Raw genomic sequence first — 16,361 nt, 5'->3', positions numbered from 1 at the left:
GGTACTTACATGTTGTTGTTCAAGAAGCGCAACATGCCGTCCACGGCAGAGATGGCTTTGGAGTTGATTTCGTAGGCGCGTTGCGTCTCGATCATGTTGACCATTTCCTCCACCACGTTCACGTTGGAAGCTTCCAAGGCGCCCTGCATCAGCTGGCCTGCGCCGGCTTGACCCGCTTGTCCCACCACAGGTGCACCGCTGGCGGTGGTTTCCTTCATCAGGTTTTGTCCCATGGATTGCAAACCTGCGGGGTTGGCAAAGCGGGCCAGCTGAATTTGACCCAGCACCTGAGCGCCACCGCCGCCCGCAGCCTCGACAGAGACGGTGCCGTCTTGTCCGATGGAGATGCTGGAGACGTTGGGGGGAATCGTGATGGCGGGCTGCAAAGCCGCACCGTTGGCGGTGACCAGCTGTCCGGTGGCCGAGAGTTTGAAGCTGCCGTCGCGGGTGTACGCGACAGTGCCATCGGCTTGGGCGATCTGGAAGAAACCTTCACCTTGCACGGCCAAGTCGAGCGCATTTTTGGTGTTGACCAAGCTGCCCTGCGAGTGGTTCTTTTCGGTGGACACGATGCGCACACCGGTACCCAACATCAAACCTGTGGGGGCTTGCGCGTCTGCGCCCACCTGAGCGCCCGGTTGGCGCAGGTTTTGGTAGAGCATGTCCTCGAAGCTGGCGCGGTCGCGCTTGAAGCCCGTCGTGTTGACGTTGGCCAAGTTGTTCGAGATGACCGACATGCGCGTTTGCTGCGCATCGAGGCCGGTCTTGGCAATCCACATTGAGGCATCCATGGGGTGCTCCTGTCAGGTGTTAAGCGGCTTTCATCATGGAAGAGCCGGACTCGTCGAGTCCTTTCATTTCCTTGATGATCCGAATTTGGGTTTCAAAACTGCGCGATTGATCGATCAAGCGTGTCATGGCCTCAATGGCCCTGACGTTGCTGCCTTCCAGCGCTTGTGGAATCACTTTGGGCAGTACGTTGGTCAAAGCAATGTCTGTGCCATCGGGTTTTTCCGACACCTTGAACAGGCCGTCGTCACGACGCGCCAAGCTGACGCCTGTGGTGTCACGCAGCCGCAGCTGGCCGACCAACACATCGGCTGCGGCGCCGACCTGGGCGGGATCACGCGCATAGATACTGCCGTCGGGGTTGATCCGGACCAGCAGTCCTGGCGGGATGGCAATGGGACCCGCTTCGCCGAGCACCAAATGGCCCGAGCCGTTTTCGAGCTGACCCTGGATGTTGACTTTGAGGTCACCTCGGCGGGTGAAGGCTTGATCACCGTTGGGCGCCTGGACCGTGAGCACGGCAGTGCCGGCCAAAGCCACGTCAAGGGGGCGGCCTGTGGCCATGACCGGACCGGGCTCCATGCGGATCAGATCGCGTGCAACCGTTTGAGCTTGGTAGCGTGTGTCAAAACCCGCACCCTCGACTTTGATCGATTGCAAGGCCACGTCGTAGCTGCTTTTGAAACCCACGGTGGACACGTTGGCCAGGTCGTTGACCAGCACCTGGCGTGCCGTGGCCTGCTCTTTGATGGTGGCGTTCGAGGTGAAGACAAGGCGGTCCATGGTGAGTTTCTCGGTGGTTCAGACGCGTGGGGTTCAGTGCATCAAGAACGGATGTTGATGATCGCGCTGGTCATGGTGGAGCTGGTTTCAATGGCCTTGGCGTTGGCCTGGAAGTTCCGCTGTGCGGTGATCAGGTCGACCAACTCTTGGGTCAAGTCCACGTTGGCACGCTCGGTAGCACCCGCTCGGATCGAGCCGAAGCCCGCCGAGCCCGCTTCACCGATCTTGGCCATGCCCGATGAGGCGGAAGCCAGGTAACTGGCGTCACCCACTTGGCGCAGGCCCGAGGGGCTAGAGAAGTTGGCCAGCACGATCTTGCCCAGTGACACTTGGGAGCCGTTGGAGTAGGTGGCATTGACCAGACCATCGGGGTTGATGTTCAGGCCCATCAACTCGCCTTCTGGCGCACCGTCTTGTGACTGGGACAACACCGCGAAGGCGCTGGAGTACTGGGTCGACTTGGTGAAGTCAATTGACATGGTCAACGCACCCTTACCGCCTTGCAAGAAGGCGGTTTCGAAGGGCATATCGGTCAGCGGAGAGACGGGCTTACCGGTCAGGTCAAAGCTCAACTCGCCACGGTCCAAGTAAACAGGCCACCATTCGGTTTTGTCGGATACACCCTCGCCGTCTTCGGTTTGTTCGCCGTTCTTGACGAACTGCGGGGCCCCGTTTTCGGTGAACTGCGTCAGCTTTTTCCACTCGGTGGTGGTGCCAAACTGCATCTCGGTGTTGGCCAAACCCCAGTCCGCGGCACCAGAGACCTGGATGGCGGCGTTGTTGCCGGTGGTGCCGGTGGTGAAGTTCAGTTGCTTAGTTTTGGGGTCAAAAGCCACCGTCACACCGAGCACTTTGCGGCCAGTTTCCGGATCTACGATGCTGTTGATCTTGTCTTGCAGCGCTTTGGCAAAGCCTTCAATGTTGGTGTAAGTGGTTGGATAGGGTAAGTCGATTTTGGCGGCAATGCCGTCCACCGACACAAAGAAGTCCTTGTTCGAAGACGTGACCTGGATGCTTTTGGCCGTGTTGATGGTCATGACCTCGCCACTCAGAACCGCAGGCTCACTGGCCTTTCCGCGCAGGGCTTGATTATTTGTTGTGCCGTCATATGCGGTATCCAACCCCATCAAACTGGTGGCAGCAGGATTTGCATCGTAAATGTGAATTGAAGATCCGTCTCCCGTTGTTCCAGAGGACACAGAGAATCTTGCTTGGTCAGGGTCAAATGAGACGGTAATTCCGAAACGAGCATTTTTATCTACACCATCATCTTCTAGTTCACCCAAAACATTGTTGAAGGCAACTTCAAGGTTTTTGGCCAGAACATCTGGGTCAGAATCACCTGCCTGTAAGGTGTAGAGGACAGTTGTATATCCTTCGGGGAGATTATTGACATCGAAGGAATCATCGACTTTGATATTGAAACTCAATTGGGTACCGGGAGTCGCACCGATCAAGTTACCATCTCCGTTAACCTCCAAAAAGTTGCCTACTACCGTAGCCGGTGAAGATGGACGTATGTCGGTCAATTCGTCAAGTGAGTACATCTCTGTGGTCCCTGAACTGGGGATCACGCGAGAGTCGGTTTTGGGCAAGACATCGCCATACTTGTTGACGAACAATGCGCTGCCTGTCGTGTCAGTTGCTTGTTGCAATGCGGGTTTGACTTGCGTGTCGCCCACAAAGAAGTAGGACTGCCACTTCGAGAAGGGGCTGTCCATCGTGGCGTTCTGGGTTTTGACGTAATACACCGTGGCCAAATAACCGTTGCCGCCGCTGTCGTACACGGTCAAGGCCGTGCTTTTGTTGTAGGTGCTGGCATTGCTGCGGTCAAAGTCGGCGGTGATCACGGCCGAGTCAGCGGGCAGGTTCAGACCCAACTGGATCTTGGTGGTTTCAACGGCTTCGCCGGAGGTCTTGGACGGAATTGTCAGTGCATTCAGGTTGGTCAAATCGGCTTTGCCGGACGAGTCCACCGAGGCGGCCATCAGGCGTTGACCTGTGGAGTTGACCACGTTGTTTTGGTCGTTCAGGGTGAAGGAGCCATTGCGGGTGTAAATGTCCTGCAGGCCGTCCGGCGTTTTGAGCGGGAAAAAGCCGTCACCGGTGATGGCCAGGTCCAGCGAGTTGCCCGAGGTGGAGATGTTGCCCTGGCTGAATTCCTGGCTCACTTGCTTGAGCGAGACGCCCTGACCGATGTTGCTCGAGGACTTTTGCAGGGGCGAGGTGGAGAAGATGTCACCGAAGTCGGCCCGCGAGCGCTTGAAGCCCGAGGTGCCCACGTTGGCGATGTTGTTGGAGGTGACGGCCAATTGGGCCGTGGCCGAGTTCAGTCCGGTGAGCGAGGTGTAGAACGACATGCTGGAGGGCTCCTGTGAGGCGTTGGGTGTAAAAGGTTGGGGGCGTCTTGTGGGCTCAGCTGCCGACGCGCTTGACGTCGGTCAGCAACATGGTTGTGCCACCGTCAACTTCGACGCTGACGCTGCCATCGGTCGGGTTGCTGGAGATGGCACGCACGGTGGACAAGGTGTTCACGGGGATGGGGCTGCTCTTGCCATTGACCACGGCGGTGGCGCTCAAGAGGTACATGCCACTGGGCGCGGGCTTGCCTGAGGCATCCATGCCGTTCCATGCAATGGGCGCTGTGCCCGGCAATTGCGGTCCTGCCGTGAGCTCTTGCACCAAGCGGCCTTGGCTGTCAAAAACGCTGAGCTGAACACTGCTGGCACCCGTGGGCAGGTCGATGCTGCCCTCGATGGTGCCGCCTGTGGTCAGCTGTGTGGGGGTGTCGGTCACCGACACTTTTTTGCCGATCAACGCGGCGCTGCCCAGCATACGTTCCCCTGACATGGATTTGACAAAACTGTCCAGCGAGCCTTGCATATTGGTCAGCGCTTCGAGCTGCGAGAACTGCGCGAGTTGGGCCACAAAAGCCTCGTTTTTCACAGGCTCCAGCGGGTTTTGGTTTTGCAGTTGTGCGGTGAACAAGGTCAGGAATTCCTGCTTGCCCATGTCTTCGTTGGTTTTTTTGGCCGCGTCTTTCACGTCTTCGTAGCGCGAGACGTTTTTGAGCAGGCTGGAGGATGTCACGTTGGTGGTGGCCATGGGGTGCTTTCGGGTCAGGCCTTGGTGATGTCCAAGGTGCGCATCATCAGTTGACGCGCGGTGTTGATCACTTCAACGTTGTTCTGGTAAGACCGTGCGGCGGCCATCATTTCGACCATTTCGGTGACTTCACTCACATTGGTCTGGTAGACGTAACCGTCTTTGTCGGCCAAGGGGTTGCTGGGGTCTGATACCCGGCGAGGGGGGGCTGTGTCATCGGCCATGCGGTCAATCTTCACGCCGCCGACATAAGGTGCGCCAGCGTTGGTCATTTGCTCGTTGACCAGTGCCTTGAAGACGGGACGTTTAGCGCGAAAAGCGTCTTGCTCGGTGGTGGAGACCGTGCCAGCGTTGGCCAGGTTGGAGGCGGTGGAGTTCATGCGCGTCAATTGCGCATTGAGGGCGGAGCCTGCGATGCCAAAAATGTTGTCCATGCTCATGGTCAGTCTCCTCGCAGGGCTTTGCGCACACTGCTCACACGGTTTTCAAGAAAACTCAAGGTGGCCTGGTAGTCGGCTGCGGCTTTACCGTACTGGGCTTGTTCCACGCTCATCTCGACGGTGTTGCCGTCAAAGGAGGTGTTGAACGGTGTGCGAAAACGCATGCCATCGGGGCTGAGTTCTTGGCCAGCGCCAAAGTGGCCGGAGGCCGTGGCCGTCATGGCGGTGTCTTGTTGTTGGGCCGCCCCCAGCACCGCCTTGAAGTCGATGTCGCGTGCTTTGTAGTTGGGCGTGTCGGCGTTGGCGATGTTTTGCGCCAACACTTCCAGGCGGCGGCTTTTGACTTGCAAAGCTTGTTCGTGCACGCCGAGTGCTTGGTTCAACAAATTCATCTGGACTCCTGTGGTCGCGGTTTCTATGGTCAAGTTCCGTCAGTTTTTTGACGAAGGGCGCTCAAGTTGAGCGGTTTGAGGTCGATAGCTGCAAAAGCCGTGCCAAGTCAATTTGTTGTCTTTGGAATTAGAGCCCATGCCCCTTGCCGGTCAGAGCGGCAATTTGCCGTCAGCGGCAAAGGGCTGCGGCCAAGAATTGCCGCTGCTCACCGAAGGGCGGTGGGCAAAGCGCTTGGCAAGGCCGTTGGCAATGTGCCGGCGACCTCTTCGTACAGGCGGGTCATGCCCGCTTTGCCCACGGCCTCGGCCACGGGAGCCACCGCCGCTCGGGCGGTTGGTGGCAGCATGGCATTGGTCAGGGTGTGCAGGCCAGCCAGGATGGAGTTGCGTGTGATGGGGCCGCGCGTGTCTTGCCCCACATGCAGGTAACGCGCTTGGGGTCCGGCAATCGGCAAAGGGGCATCGGGCCGTGTTTCTTGCCGTGCAGCCGGGGTCAGCACCGTCAGGTACAAATCGTCCAGCCCGATGGGTGGGCCGTTGACGCGCAGACCGGCTTGTGAAAAGTAGCGCTCCACCAGATCCAGTTGCTGCAACAAGCCCATGCCCAAAATCGCCCGCGGGTTGTCTTTGAAGCCCACCGAGGCGGCCCCCCGGTTGGGTCCATCACAAAATTGGATGATGCCGTGGCAATGGCCGTTGCTGGCCTGGGGGTTCAGGCCGCCGCTCTCCATCAGGCTCAGGCGGGCAAAGTCGTCGGGCTTAAAGTTGTAACGATCGGCCAGAGCCAGAATTTTGTCTTTCACGGCCGGGATTTCCTTGGCGGGCACAAAGCCTTTGGCCACGGCGCGGTCCAGTGTTTTGTCCAGCACCGGGTGCTGGCCGTTGGCGGCCGATTTCCCGACCCAAGCGGTCGGGCGGCTGGCCAAAGCGTTGGCGGTCAAAGCCGCAGAGGTGGTCAGTTGTGACACCGCTTGGGTTTTGGCCGCGTTCAGTTCCAGCGGTCCTGGCGCTTCACCCCGTGCCAAGGCGGGCATCTGCAGGCTGGAGAAATCGATCTTTTGACCTGTCAGGATCAGGTTCGGGTTGTCAATCTGGTTGCGAGCGGCCACTTGGTGGGCCAGGCGCATGGCCTGGTGCTCGCTAATGGGCTGCTGGTTTTGCCGGTAATGGGCCTTGACCAGACCGATCAAGGTGTCGCCTTCCTGCGCTTGGACCACACCACTGCGAGGCGTGGCATCGGCCAGCAGCTGCCCAAAGGCCCCGGCGCGGCCTGTTGCGGGCAGCAGCGCACCGCTGCCCGATGGGGCAGAGGGGCTCAGCGCGGGCAGGCTGGGCAAGGGGGGCAACAGGTTGCTCATGTCGGAGGCGTGTATTTTGGGGCTGGTCTCGTTTTTGCTTGAATGATGGGAACCATGATGACTGTCAATACTTCCACACTTATGAAACCCTCCATGCAAATGCTGTGCCGACTTCTGGATCAGGTCACCATTCGTGGCCTCTGGTTTGGGGTGGTCTTTTGTCTGAGCAGCTGGTCTGCCGTGGCGGCGGTACCCGCCACGCCCGCTGCGGCCCTGCAAAAGTCGGTGATTGAATGGGTGGTGCAAACCCAATCGGTGGCGCCCGAGGCGGTGGTGCTGGCACCGCTGGACCCACGCCTGCAGATCCAGCCCTGCAGCAAGCCGCTGAACATGGACTTGCCCTTTGCCAGCCCCGACACCATTCGTGTGCGCTGCGCCCAACCGGCTTGGCAACTGTTTGTGCGTGTGACCGTGGCCGGGCGCGTGGCGGTACAGCCCGGGCAGGCCAAGGCAGAATCCGCCCCGGTTGAGAAACGCCAGGTGCTGGTGGCCGCTGTCCCCCTGCAGCGCGGAATGATCCTGACCGAGGCTCATGTTCGGCTGGCTACTGTCGATACTCCAGGCATGCCCGTCAATGTGCTGGAGCAAATGTCCCAAATTTTGCACAGCGAGGTGTTGCGTGATGTCCGCCCCGACACCCCGCTGCGCAGCCAAGACATTCGGCCCACCGTGCTCGTCAAAAGGGGGCAGATGGTGCTGATGTCGGTGGGGCAAGCCCAGGGTTTTCAGATCTCGGCCCGGGTAGAAGCGCAGCAAGATGGTCGATATGGTGAGCAAATCAAGCTCAAAAACCGCGATTCTGGGCGTATGCTCACGGGATTGGTCAAAGGTCCCAACCAGGTTCAGGGGCTTTGAATGACCCTATCGTGAAATTCAAAATATTTTGATCTGTTGGGCTCAAGTTCTAGAATCAGGTGTCGATTCTCCTTGTGAGCGAGGTCTCAGCTCATTGAACAGAGACCAGAAAAGAGAACCATCATGACTGATCCCATCTCCAGTTACCGTCGGGCAGCCCAATTGGACTCGTCCAGTCGCCAAGCGGCTGCGAAGGCCCAGGAGCGCTCGGCTGATGCAGCGCCCGAAGGCTTGAGCAAGGTATTGGCGCCCCAGACTGACGAAGTCAAGCTGAGTGCTGTGGCCCAAAAAGCCACTCAAGAGCCAGCATTCGACCGCGCCAAAGTGGATGCCATCAAAACGGCCATCCAGCAAGGTCAATACCCGCTGGACTCGCGCCGCATCGCCGAAAGTTTCATGGCCATTGAAAAAATGATCTCGGAATAAGCTTGGCATGAGCCTGAGCCCCAGCTTGTCGGCATCGAGCACGCCAAACGGCACCATGGACGCCTTGCTCGCCCATGCGCCGGTGGATGCTGCACGTCTGGCCGAGTTGTTGGCGCAGGAGTTTGAAGTGTTGAAAGCCCGCGACATGGCGGGCTTTGAGGCTTTGCAGGAAGAAAGAATTCAGATTTTGCAGCGTCTGTCTCAAGTCGCCCAGTGGGCGGCTGGCTTGGATCCGGTGCCCGCCCAGTGGCAAAACCTCCAGCCCGACCTGCTCCAGTGCAAACAAGACCATTTGCGCAACATGCAGCTGCTGCAGCGCCAGTTGCAGGCGGTCCAAGGTGCTTTGCAGGCCCTTCAGGGCGAGTCAGCGGCCACCGTTGATCTCTATGACCGCCTCGGTCAAGTCTCCCGCCGCCACAAATCCACGCCTTTTTTTGATGCCTGAGCGGCTGCCTCATTGGGTTTGAGTCGCTTGTGGGTCGGGTCTTGACTCACTTGGAGGCGCGGCCAGCTGAAGAGGCCCAAGGCGTGAAGGCCACGGCCGCAGCCGTGACCACTCCATAAATCACCATGGCCCAGGCCACCAAACCATAAAAATCGCCCGCCGTGCCCTGGTGTTGCGCCAACCACCAACCCGCCCCCGCCACCAAAACCAGCCGCACTGTGCCGGCCAGCACCGGCCCAATGACCTGGCCTGCCCCTTGTGATGCGAAATACAGCGTCAGCCCCAGCCCAAAGAAAGGAAAGGCCGGTCCGGCCGTCACCAGGTATTGCCGCGCAAAGGCCAGAACGGTCTCGTCTTGCGTGAACAGGCGTGCCCACACATCTGGGGCCAGGGTGACCACCGCACCGATCACCCCCAGGTTCAGGGCTGAAAGACCCGCGGCCACCCAGGCCACGCGCCGCGCCCGTGCCACCTGGCCCGCGCCCATGGCCATGCCCACCATGGGCACAGCGGCCACGCCAATGCCAAAGGCGATGGGTATCAGCAAAAACTCCAGCCGCTGGCCGATGCCGTAGCCTGCCAGTGCCTCGGTGCCCAGCTGCGCCAGCAGGCCGGTAAAAATCAGGATCGCCAGCACCGACTGCACGGGCGACAAGCAGGCCACGGCCCCGACCCGCAAGATGTCGGCCAACAAGCTGCGCTGAATCACAAAGCCCTGCAGGTGCAGCGTCAAGCGCCCCTGGCTGCGAATGAGGTACCACAGGAAATAGAGCACGCCTGCGGCTGTGGCCAAGATGTGGCCCAAGGCGACCCCCACCATGCTCAAGGCAGGCACCGGACCCGCTCCCAAGGACAGCGCACCACTCAGCGCAATTTGCAGCAATGCTGTGGCCACCAGCGCCAAAGAGGGCGCACGCATATTGCCCGTACCCCGCACGATGGAGGCCAGTGTGTTGAGCAGCCAGACCAAGACGGCGCCTGCAAACAGCACTTGGCCGTATTGCACCGCTTGGTCTTGCACGGCACCACGACCCCCCAGCCAAGCGTAAAAGTCAGGGCCCCACAGCAGAAACAGGGCGCTGTAGACCAGGCCTGCGCCCAGGCCAATGAGCAAGGCATGTTGCACCAGGCTTTGCGCCCGCACCAGGTCCGAGGCGCCCAGGGCCCGGCTGATGGCGGCCGATACGCCCCCGCCCATGGCACCGGCCGACATCATTTGGGTGAGCATGGCAAACGGGAACACCAGCGCCATGGCCGCCAAGGGGGTCGTGCCCAAGCGGCCCACGTAATAGGTCTCGGCAATACCCACCAGCACCGTCATCACCATGGCCAGCACATTGGGAGCGGCCAAGCGCAGCAAGGTGGGCAGGATGGGGGCTGTGAGCAGCCTGTGCAGATCGGATGTGCTCATGGCGGGGTCACCGGGCGGTGTGGGCGGCAGGCGATTGCAAGAGCTGGTACATCGGCCACTGCAGCAACTCGGCCAGGCGGCACACCACCCAGCGTGCTTCGTCCGGGGTGACCACGGCAGGCTCTGCCAACAGACCGGCCTCGCATTGCGCCAGCACCAGCTCTTCGGTGATGCCCAGTGTGAATTGCATGTTGGCGGCTTTTTCTGTCAACAGGTTGGCCAAGTCTTCACACAACTCGTAACGGGCGGCCAGCTCGCGCTGGCCCAGTGTGGGCTTGATCTTGCCGGGTGGCACGTAAAGCGCCATGAAGGAGGCGGGGATGTCGATCTGGAATTCTGAGGTCATGGTCTGGGCGGGCGTTCTGGAGGTGAATTAACGCACAGACGCACAGGTTCGGATTTTAAAAAGGGATGGCGATACTGGTTTTGGGGGAGAACCTGTCGCGTTTGACGGAGACCGAGGGCACCGGGAACATCTTGGCGCCTGATAAAAACGGCTGCAGGCTCAGACCTTTTTCACAAACCCGCTTTTGAGTTGCATGGGACCGAAGCCATCGATTTTGCAATCGATGTCGTGGTCGCCTTCAATCAGACGGATGTTCTTGACCTTGGTGCCCACTTTGACCACGGCCGAGGAGCCTTTGATCTTCAAGTCCTTGACCAAGGTGACGGTATCGCCGTCTTGCAACACATTGCCGTTGGCGTCTTTCCAGATTTTGGCCGCTTCGGAGGGGGTGGTTTCGCCCGGATGCCACTCATGGCCGCAGCTGGGGCAAATCAGCAGGTCACCATCGGGGTAAGCATATTCGTCGTGGCATTGGGGGCAAGGGGGCAGGGTGCTCATGGGGTGTCTGGGGTTACAAAGGCCACCATTGTCCTCTGCTTGACGCGGCTTTTGCCCCGGTTGGCTCGGTTCGTTTTGGCCCGGTTGCTCAGGGTCAGACCCACAATTGCCACACCAGGCCCAGCACCGTGCACAGGCCAAGCAGCTTGAACACGCTCAGTTGTTTGCGAATCAGCAACCAGGTGGCCAAAACGGTGAGTGCCATGGCCCCCAGATCGGGCAGCATGTGCCAGCCTCCGGGCAGCCAGGTTTGGCGGGCAAACACACCCGCCAGGTAAACGATCATGCCGATCACCGCCGCCATGATGCCTTGCAGGGGGCCGGTCAGTGAGGGCATGTGGCGTGTGGACTCCACCAGGGGGCCGCCCGCCAAAATGAACACAAACGAGGGCAAAAAAGTGAACCAGGTCACCACGCAGGCGGCTACCACGCCGCCCAGCACAGGGTGGCCAAACAAAGCCTGGCTGTGCCCCCCCAAAAAGCCCACAAACGCCACCACCATGATCAGCGGGCCTGGTGTGCTCTCGCCCAATGCCAGACCGTCCATCATTTGCGCGGCGTTGAGCCAGCCGTAATGCACCACCGCCGCCTGGGTCACCATGGGCAGCACTGCGTAAGCCCCCCCAAAGGTCAGAAAGGCCGCTTGGGTGAAAAAGCCACCCATTTGTGTGAGGGTGTGGCCCAGGCCAAACACCAGCACGATCAGGCCCAGGCTCAGGGCCCACAGCCCCACACCGATGGCCAGCGCCCGCACCAGGCGCGGGTGGCTGTAGTGCGTGTGGGGCGGCGGCGGTGTGTCATCGTCCAACCAAGCTGGGGCAGAGTTGGAGGCAGGAGTGGGACTTGCGGGCTTCGCATCAGGAGCAGGAGGGGACAGTGCTTGGCGCGACACGACATAGCCGGTGACCGCTGCACCCAAAATGATCACGGCCGCGGGCAGGCCCCAAAGCATGCCCAACAAGGCCAGCACCGCCAGCACCCACAACCAGCGGGCCTTCAAAGTGCGCAGGGCCAAGCGGTGCGCCGCTTGCAGCACCAACGCCGTCACGGCAGGCTTTAAGCCCCACAGCAGCGCTTGCCCCCATGGGTGTTGCCCCCAAGCGGTGTAGGCCCAGCTCAGCACGATCAGCAGCACCAAAGACGGCAGCACAAACAAGGCCCCGGCGGCAATCCCGCCACGTGTGCCGTGCATCAACCAACCCATGTAAGTGGCCAGTTGTTGCGCCTCGGGGCCGGGCAGCAGCATGCAGTAGTTCAGCGCGTGCAGGTAACGTTTTTCAGACATCCAGCGGCGGCGCACCACCAACTCTTCGTGCATCAGTGCGATCTGCCCGGCGGGGCCGCCAAAACTCATGCAGCCCAGCCAACACCAGAACTTCAGGGCTTCGCGCCAGCTCACCGTGGGGGACTGGGTATGGCTTTTGTGGACCTGCGTGACGGCTTGGGGGGCGGTCATGGGGCGCCCCAGTGTTCGCGAAAGGCTTGAGCAAAGCCGGGCGTGCCACTGAGGCTCAAACTCAATGCCAGGGGGTGCGCCAGATCGGCTGCTGAAAGTGTGATCTGACCCGTTTGGGGGTCCAACATCAGGCGGGCCGCTTGCGGGTCAGGGCCCTCGGGGCGCAGCGTGGCTTGCAGGTCAAAGTCCCAGTGGGCGCCGTCCTCCAGCGGACCGGGGCCTTGTGCGTCAAAGCCATGGGCCCAGGCCAGCACCTTCGCTACCTCCTGCAGCAAAGCGTGGTTGTGGCGCGGCAGCGGCTGCGCCAGCGCGTCCCAGCACACCACGCCCTCGGTGTCTTCACTGCAGTCAAAGTCCAGCAATTGCAAATCCATCGGCCACTTCCTTACCGGCATTCCCTAATCGGCATTTTTTCTTCCAGGAACTTTTTTCCGGCTGCCCGATTGTCGCTGCCCAAGCCGCTGAATTGTCAGAGGACTCACACGGTGGCGATGGGCGTGGCGGGCGAGCCAATGGCCCCGGGCAAGCGAAGGGGCGGTGCCGTGAGCAAAAAGCGGTGGCGACCCTGCTCGCGCAGCCAGTTGGCCAATGGGGTCAGGTGCCAAATCTCGCCCAGGTGCACGCCCAGCTTGAACAGGCAATGCTCGTGCAAGGGCAAAGCTGCGCAGCTGCCGGGGCGAGGTGTGGCGGGCAAGCCTTCGACCGCGTAGTTGTCGGCGATCAGCGCCACCAGGCCCGAATCGGTGATCCACTGCAGCAGCCGCTCGTCGCGCCCCTCCAGCACGGCGCACGAGTTTTCCACCGCATGCGGGTCGGGCTGTTTGTTCATCTCCAGCAGCATCTGCGCAAAGCCCGTGTGCAGGCACACCATGTCGCCGGGCTCCACCACCACACTGTCCTTGCGCATGATGTCCATCAGCAGGTCGTAGCCTACCCGCACCCGCTCGCGGCCCAGGTGGGCATGCAGGTCGATCATGACTGCGCGGCCTTGCACGCAGCGCTCAGACATCTTCTCGATGCCCAAGGCCTTGGCCGAAGAGGTGGATTCGCGGGCGATCTCGGGGAAACCAAAAATGCCAGCGCCCGATCCACTGCTGGGCCCCACGACATCGGTGCCTGCACGAAAGCCGTTGTAGTACACCGGCTCAGTCACGCCGTCGCCGTTGGCGTCGAACATCGAGCCCACATGCGCCAAGCTGTCCCACTGGGTGCTGTACTGCAAGTGCATGATGACCAAGTCGTCGCACACCACATCGGTGCAGGCCGGGTCGTCGCACAGCAGTTGGTAGTTCATGTTGGGCTTGTCACCGCGCAGGGTGGGGCGCAGCACAGGTGGCTGACGCCGGGGGTTGAGCACGTTGCCCCCCGGAAAATCCAGCGGCAGGCTCAGGTTGAAGGTTTGCCCCGTGCGCACCTCTTGCATACCTTGCAACACTTTCTCGGGGGTCAACAGGTTTATGCGACCGTACTGATCGTCAGGCCCAAAGTCGCCCCAGTTCGAGCCGGGTGGGCGGTGTTTCCAACGGGGAGAAGTAGACATGCAAAACTCCTGTGGTGACGTCCCAAGCACAAGATGCGTGCTGTGCGTGCCTCGCATCTTGTGCGTTGTGAGGCTGGCTTTGTGTCACCGATCTGACTGTGGGCTGCTTGGCCCAAACTGGCGCAGGCTTGGGTCGATCACGCCTCGATTTGACCTTGAAACTCACGCCACAACAAATACAGGCCGCTGCCCACCACCACCAAGGCACCCAGCACCACGGCCATGTCGGGCACCTGGCCAAAGACCAGCCAGCCGAGCACCGTCATGTAAAGGATCTGCTGGTACAAAAACGGCCCCAGCACCGCTGCCGAGGCATAGCGGTGCGCCACGGCCACAAAGTAGTGTCCAATGCCGCCACACAAACCCGCCAGCGCCATCACGAACCACTCGAGCAGCGTGGCCGGTTGTTGCCATTGCCACAGCGCCAGGGGCGTCAGCGCCAAAGTGGCCACCACCGCCGAGGTCATTTGCGTGGTGGCCGGGTTTTCGCTGCTGGCCAGGTAGCGCGTCATCATGTTGAAGAGAGCATACAAAATGGCGTTGAGGGCTGACAACAAGATGGCCGGGTGAAAGCCTTGGCTGCCAGGGCGGATGATGACCAACACGCCCGCAAAGCCCACCGCAATCGCCAGCCAGCGCTTGGCGTCCAGCCGCTCGCCCAGCCACCAGGCCGACAGCAGGGCGATCAAAATCGGTACGGAAAACTGCATGGCCCCGGTTTCGGCCAGCTGTAAATACTGCAAGGCCCAGAAATTGAGCGCCGTCATGGACGCCAGCATCAAGCCGCGCAGCAGCTGCAATCGCGGGTGCCGCCAGCGCAGCAAGTCGCCTTTGACCGATGGTGCAAACACCGCGACGGAAAACAGCGAATGCGTGAGAAAGCGCATCCACACCACCTGCATCACGGGCAAGGTGACCACCAGCCACTTGGCCGAGGCATCGAGCACCGCAAACATCAAGGTGGTCACCGTCACCAGCGCAATGCCGATGCGGCGGTGCCGGGCGCTGTCGCTGAAAAGTTGGCTCATGGGCTGGGGAGATGCCACCGGGCTCAGCGTTTGGGCGGTGATTCCAGCCCGCCTGTGTAAAAGCGGTTGAAGGTGGGGGAGATGATCAACTCGTTGATGCAGGTGCGTGCAGGCATTTGCGCCACAAACAGGATGGCCTGGCCCATGTCCTCGGCCTGCACCATCAATTCGCGTTGCTCGGCAGACGGCGGCACGGGCCGCTTGTCCAAAATGGGCGTGGCCACTTCGCCGGGCAAGAGGGATGTGGCGCGGATGCCGTTTGTGCACTCTTCCATGTTGATGGATTCGGTCAGGGCCAGCACGGCGCGTTTGGTGGCGTTGTAGGCCGGGCCAGTGAGCTTGGATGCGTAGAGCCCCGCCCATGAGGACACGTTGATAATCAAGCCGCCTTGCTGCTGGCGCATGGCGGGCAAGACAGCGTGCACACAATAAAACAAACCCGACAGGTTGATGGCCACCACGTCGTCCCAGGCCTCGGGCGTGACCACGTCGAAATTGCGCTGCGTGGCGTTGGTCCCCGCACTGGTCACCAAAATGTCGATGCGCCCGTGTTGGTCCAGAATCTGCTGCACGGCTGCTTTGACGGCGTGCTTGTCGGCCACGTCCAGCAGCAGGGCCTGGGCACTGCCCACGGTCTGCAGGGCCGCCAAAGTGCTGGTGTTGGTGGCGGCGTTGCGGCCCGAGATCACCACATGCGCCCCGGCCTGGGCCAGCGCCATGGCCCCGGCCAGCCCGATGCCACTGCCTCCGCCGGTGATCCAAGCGATTTGACCTTTGAGTGAAGGGTTCATGGGGGCTCCTCTGTTCAAGTGCTCAAGCTGTCGGCCCCATCAGGCTGATGGGGCGCTCAGTTTCTGTATTTAAGCAGCCATTGCCGTTTGGCCTGCTGCTCAGGCGACATGTCAGCCGACATGTCAGCCGATCACCACGCAACGAATCGGCACGCCACACGACCCATCATGGCCAGGCGCTGGGCGCATGGTGTGCGTATGATCATTGTTCTGAACGGATGGACAGACTATGAGCAACTTTGCAGCCCAATTAAAAACCGAGATTTCACGCATCGCCAAAAAAGAATCGCGCACCCAATCGGCGGTTCTGAAAAAGGCCCAAGCCACACACCGCGCCGAGATCGCCGATCTCAAAAGGCGCATCGCCAGTCTGGAGGCGGTGGTGCGCCGCTTGGCCAAAACACCCACCCGCACCATCACGCCCGTCAAGGAAGAAACGGAGCCCCAGAGCCTGCGCTTTCGGGCCGATGGCTTTGCGTCATTGCGCAAAAAATTCGGTTTGTCGGCCGTGCAGATGGCCCAGTTGTTGGGCGTGTCCAACCAGTCTGTCTACCACTGGGAGGCGGGCAAGTCCAAGCCCCGAGCAGCGCAACTCCAAGCCATCGCGGCCGTGCGCAAGCTGGGAAAAAAAGAGGTGACAGCGCGGCTAGCGCAGATGTCGACGCCAAACCAGGTGCCGTGATGGCGTGTGGCCCGGC

At 60.7% G+C, this 16,361-nt stretch carries 19 protein-coding genes; 4 read left to right on the top strand and 15 right to left on the bottom strand.

The window, feature by feature from the left end:
• Nucleotides 1-5 precede the first annotated feature (5 nt).
• The 7 genes from flgG to L63ED372_RS08655 form a co-directional block, all read right to left on the bottom strand.
• A complete protein-coding gene (flgG, locus tag L63ED372_RS08685; protein ID WP_062405341.1) occupies nt 6-791 on the bottom strand; it encodes a flagellar basal-body rod protein FlgG in 786 nt (261 codons plus the stop codon).
• Nucleotides 792-810: 19 nt separating this feature from the next.
• Nucleotides 811-1,572, bottom strand: coding sequence for a flagellar basal body rod protein FlgF (locus L63ED372_RS08680; protein ID WP_062405339.1), 762 nt, complete (start codon nt 1,570-1,572; stop codon nt 811-813).
• Nucleotides 1,573-1,613: 41 nt separating this feature from the next.
• Nucleotides 1,614-3,932, bottom strand: a complete 2,319-nt coding sequence (locus L63ED372_RS08675) for a flagellar hook-basal body complex protein (RefSeq protein WP_062405337.1) — start codon at nt 3,930-3,932, stop codon at nt 1,614-1,616.
• A gap of 55 nt (nt 3,933-3,987) precedes the next feature.
• Nucleotides 3,988-4,677, bottom strand: coding sequence for a flagellar hook assembly protein FlgD (locus L63ED372_RS08670; RefSeq protein WP_062405335.1), 690 nt, complete (start codon nt 4,675-4,677; stop codon nt 3,988-3,990).
• 14 nt (nt 4,678-4,691) lie between these two features.
• Nucleotides 4,692-5,117 carry a flagellar basal body rod protein FlgC gene (gene flgC, locus L63ED372_RS08665; protein ID WP_062405334.1) on the bottom strand — a complete coding sequence of 142 codons (426 nt, stop codon included), beginning with the start codon at nt 5,115-5,117 and terminating at the stop codon, nt 4,692-4,694.
• 2 nt (nt 5,118-5,119) lie between these two features.
• Nucleotides 5,120-5,509 (bottom strand): flagellar basal body rod protein FlgB, encoded by a 390-nt coding sequence (flgB, locus tag L63ED372_RS08660; protein WP_062405332.1) that lies wholly within the window; start codon nt 5,507-5,509, stop codon nt 5,120-5,122.
• Between the two features lie 206 nt (nt 5,510-5,715).
• The gene (locus tag L63ED372_RS08655; RefSeq protein ID WP_062405330.1) at nt 5,716-6,867 is read right to left on the bottom strand and encodes a hypothetical protein; all 1,152 of its coding nucleotides are present in this window, start codon (nt 6,865-6,867) and stop codon (nt 5,716-5,718) included.
• An 81-nt stretch (nt 6,868-6,948) separates the two neighbouring features.
• On the opposite strand from L63ED372_RS08655, the gene flgA reads away from it, so the two are divergent.
• The 3 genes from flgA (at nt 6,949) to L63ED372_RS08640 (ending at nt 8,593) form a co-directional block, all read left to right on the top strand.
• Nucleotides 6,949-7,722, top strand: a complete 774-nt coding sequence (flgA, locus tag L63ED372_RS08650; protein WP_082431639.1) for a flagellar basal body P-ring formation chaperone FlgA — start codon at nt 6,949-6,951, stop codon at nt 7,720-7,722.
• A gap of 123 nt (nt 7,723-7,845) precedes the next feature.
• Nucleotides 7,846-8,148, top strand: a complete 303-nt coding sequence (gene flgM, locus L63ED372_RS08645) for a flagellar biosynthesis anti-sigma factor FlgM (protein ID WP_062405327.1) — start codon at nt 7,846-7,848, stop codon at nt 8,146-8,148.
• Nucleotides 8,149-8,155: 7 nt separating this feature from the next.
• The gene (locus L63ED372_RS08640) at nt 8,156-8,593 is read left to right on the top strand and encodes a flagellar protein FlgN (protein ID WP_062405325.1); all 438 of its coding nucleotides are present in this window, start codon (nt 8,156-8,158) and stop codon (nt 8,591-8,593) included.
• 46 nt (nt 8,594-8,639) lie between these two features.
• On the opposite strand, the gene L63ED372_RS08635 is transcribed toward L63ED372_RS08640, so the two are convergent.
• From L63ED372_RS08635 to L63ED372_RS08600, 8 genes are all read right to left on the bottom strand, one after another.
• Nucleotides 8,640-10,004, bottom strand: a complete 1,365-nt coding sequence (locus L63ED372_RS08635) for an MATE family efflux transporter (protein ID WP_062405323.1) — start codon at nt 10,002-10,004, stop codon at nt 8,640-8,642.
• Between the two features lie 7 nt (nt 10,005-10,011).
• Nucleotides 10,012-10,350, bottom strand: a complete 339-nt coding sequence (locus tag L63ED372_RS08630) for a hypothetical protein (RefSeq protein ID WP_062405321.1) — start codon at nt 10,348-10,350, stop codon at nt 10,012-10,014.
• A gap of 159 nt (nt 10,351-10,509) precedes the next feature.
• Entirely contained in the window at nt 10,510-10,848 is a 339-nt protein-coding gene (locus tag L63ED372_RS08625) for a zinc ribbon domain-containing protein YjdM (protein ID WP_062405320.1), read from the bottom strand.
• Nucleotides 10,849-10,942: 94 nt separating this feature from the next.
• On the bottom strand, nt 10,943-12,304 hold the full coding sequence (gene chrA, locus L63ED372_RS08620; RefSeq protein ID WP_062405319.1) for a chromate efflux transporter: 1,362 nt from the start codon (nt 12,302-12,304) through the stop codon (nt 10,943-10,945).
• Nucleotides 12,301-12,678 (bottom strand): hypothetical protein, encoded by a 378-nt coding sequence (locus tag L63ED372_RS08615; protein ID WP_062405318.1) that lies wholly within the window; start codon nt 12,676-12,678, stop codon nt 12,301-12,303. The genes chrA and L63ED372_RS08615 overlap by 4 nt, the downstream gene beginning before the upstream one ends.
• Nucleotides 12,679-12,782: 104 nt before the next feature.
• The gene (locus tag L63ED372_RS08610; RefSeq protein ID WP_062405317.1) at nt 12,783-13,844 is read right to left on the bottom strand and encodes a cyclase family protein; all 1,062 of its coding nucleotides are present in this window, start codon (nt 13,842-13,844) and stop codon (nt 12,783-12,785) included.
• A gap of 137 nt (nt 13,845-13,981) precedes the next feature.
• On the bottom strand, nt 13,982-14,872 hold the full coding sequence (locus L63ED372_RS08605; protein WP_062405316.1) for a DMT family transporter: 891 nt from the start codon (nt 14,870-14,872) through the stop codon (nt 13,982-13,984).
• 23 nt (nt 14,873-14,895) lie between these two features.
• Nucleotides 14,896-15,663 (bottom strand): SDR family oxidoreductase, encoded by a 768-nt coding sequence (locus L63ED372_RS08600; protein WP_062405315.1) that lies wholly within the window; start codon nt 15,661-15,663, stop codon nt 14,896-14,898.
• A 229-nt stretch (nt 15,664-15,892) separates the two neighbouring features.
• On the opposite strand from L63ED372_RS08600, the gene L63ED372_RS08595 reads away from it, so the two are divergent.
• A complete protein-coding gene (locus L63ED372_RS08595; protein ID WP_062405312.1) occupies nt 15,893-16,345 on the top strand; it encodes a helix-turn-helix domain-containing protein in 453 nt (150 codons plus the stop codon).
• The last annotated feature ends 16 nt before the right edge of the window (nt 16,346-16,361 follow it).

The organism is Limnohabitans sp. 63ED37-2, from assembly GCF_001412535.1.
GTDB lineage: Bacteria > Pseudomonadota > Gammaproteobacteria > Burkholderiales > Burkholderiaceae_C > Limnohabitans_A.
The sequence above is the reverse complement of the archived record's forward strand: the minus strand, read 5'-3'. Positions and strand labels throughout refer to the sequence as shown.

What these genes read in the sequence shown, in the direction of transcription:
- flgG (WP_062405341.1), bottom strand. Translation starts at nt 791, where the DNA reads ATGGATGCCTCAATGTGGATTGCCAAGACCGGCCTCGATGCGCAGCAA.
- L63ED372_RS08680 (WP_062405339.1), bottom strand. Translation starts at nt 1,572, where the DNA reads ATGGACCGCCTTGTCTTCACCTCGAACGCCACCATCAAAGAGCAGGCC.
- L63ED372_RS08675 (WP_062405337.1), bottom strand. Translation starts at nt 3,932, where the DNA reads ATGTCGTTCTACACCTCGCTCACCGGACTGAACTCGGCCACGGCCCAA.
- L63ED372_RS08670 (WP_062405335.1), bottom strand. Translation starts at nt 4,677, where the DNA reads ATGGCCACCACCAACGTGACATCCTCCAGCCTGCTCAAAAACGTCTCG.
- flgC (WP_062405334.1), bottom strand. Translation starts at nt 5,117, where the DNA reads ATGAGCATGGACAACATTTTTGGCATCGCAGGCTCCGCCCTCAATGCG.
- flgB (WP_062405332.1), bottom strand. Translation starts at nt 5,509, where the DNA reads ATGAATTTGTTGAACCAAGCACTCGGCGTGCACGAACAAGCTTTGCAA.
- L63ED372_RS08655 (WP_062405330.1), bottom strand. Translation starts at nt 6,867, where the DNA reads ATGAGCAACCTGTTGCCCCCCTTGCCCAGCCTGCCCGCGCTGAGCCCC.
- flgA (WP_082431639.1), top strand. Translation starts at nt 6,949, where the DNA reads ATGAAACCCTCCATGCAAATGCTGTGCCGACTTCTGGATCAGGTCACC.
- flgM (WP_062405327.1), top strand. Translation starts at nt 7,846, where the DNA reads ATGACTGATCCCATCTCCAGTTACCGTCGGGCAGCCCAATTGGACTCG.
- L63ED372_RS08640 (WP_062405325.1), top strand. Translation starts at nt 8,156, where the DNA reads ATGAGCCTGAGCCCCAGCTTGTCGGCATCGAGCACGCCAAACGGCACC.
- L63ED372_RS08635 (WP_062405323.1), bottom strand. Translation starts at nt 10,004, where the DNA reads ATGAGCACATCCGATCTGCACAGGCTGCTCACAGCCCCCATCCTGCCC.
- L63ED372_RS08630 (WP_062405321.1), bottom strand. Translation starts at nt 10,350, where the DNA reads ATGACCTCAGAATTCCAGATCGACATCCCCGCCTCCTTCATGGCGCTT.
- L63ED372_RS08625 (WP_062405320.1), bottom strand. Translation starts at nt 10,848, where the DNA reads ATGAGCACCCTGCCCCCTTGCCCCCAATGCCACGACGAATATGCTTAC.
- chrA (WP_062405319.1), bottom strand. Translation starts at nt 12,304, where the DNA reads ATGACCGCCCCCCAAGCCGTCACGCAGGTCCACAAAAGCCATACCCAG.
- L63ED372_RS08615 (WP_062405318.1), bottom strand. Translation starts at nt 12,678, where the DNA reads ATGGATTTGCAATTGCTGGACTTTGACTGCAGTGAAGACACCGAGGGC.
- L63ED372_RS08610 (WP_062405317.1), bottom strand. Translation starts at nt 13,844, where the DNA reads ATGTCTACTTCTCCCCGTTGGAAACACCGCCCACCCGGCTCGAACTGG.
- L63ED372_RS08605 (WP_062405316.1), bottom strand. Translation starts at nt 14,872, where the DNA reads ATGAGCCAACTTTTCAGCGACAGCGCCCGGCACCGCCGCATCGGCATT.
- L63ED372_RS08600 (WP_062405315.1), bottom strand. Translation starts at nt 15,663, where the DNA reads ATGAACCCTTCACTCAAAGGTCAAATCGCTTGGATCACCGGCGGAGGC.
- L63ED372_RS08595 (WP_062405312.1), top strand. Translation starts at nt 15,893, where the DNA reads ATGAGCAACTTTGCAGCCCAATTAAAAACCGAGATTTCACGCATCGCC.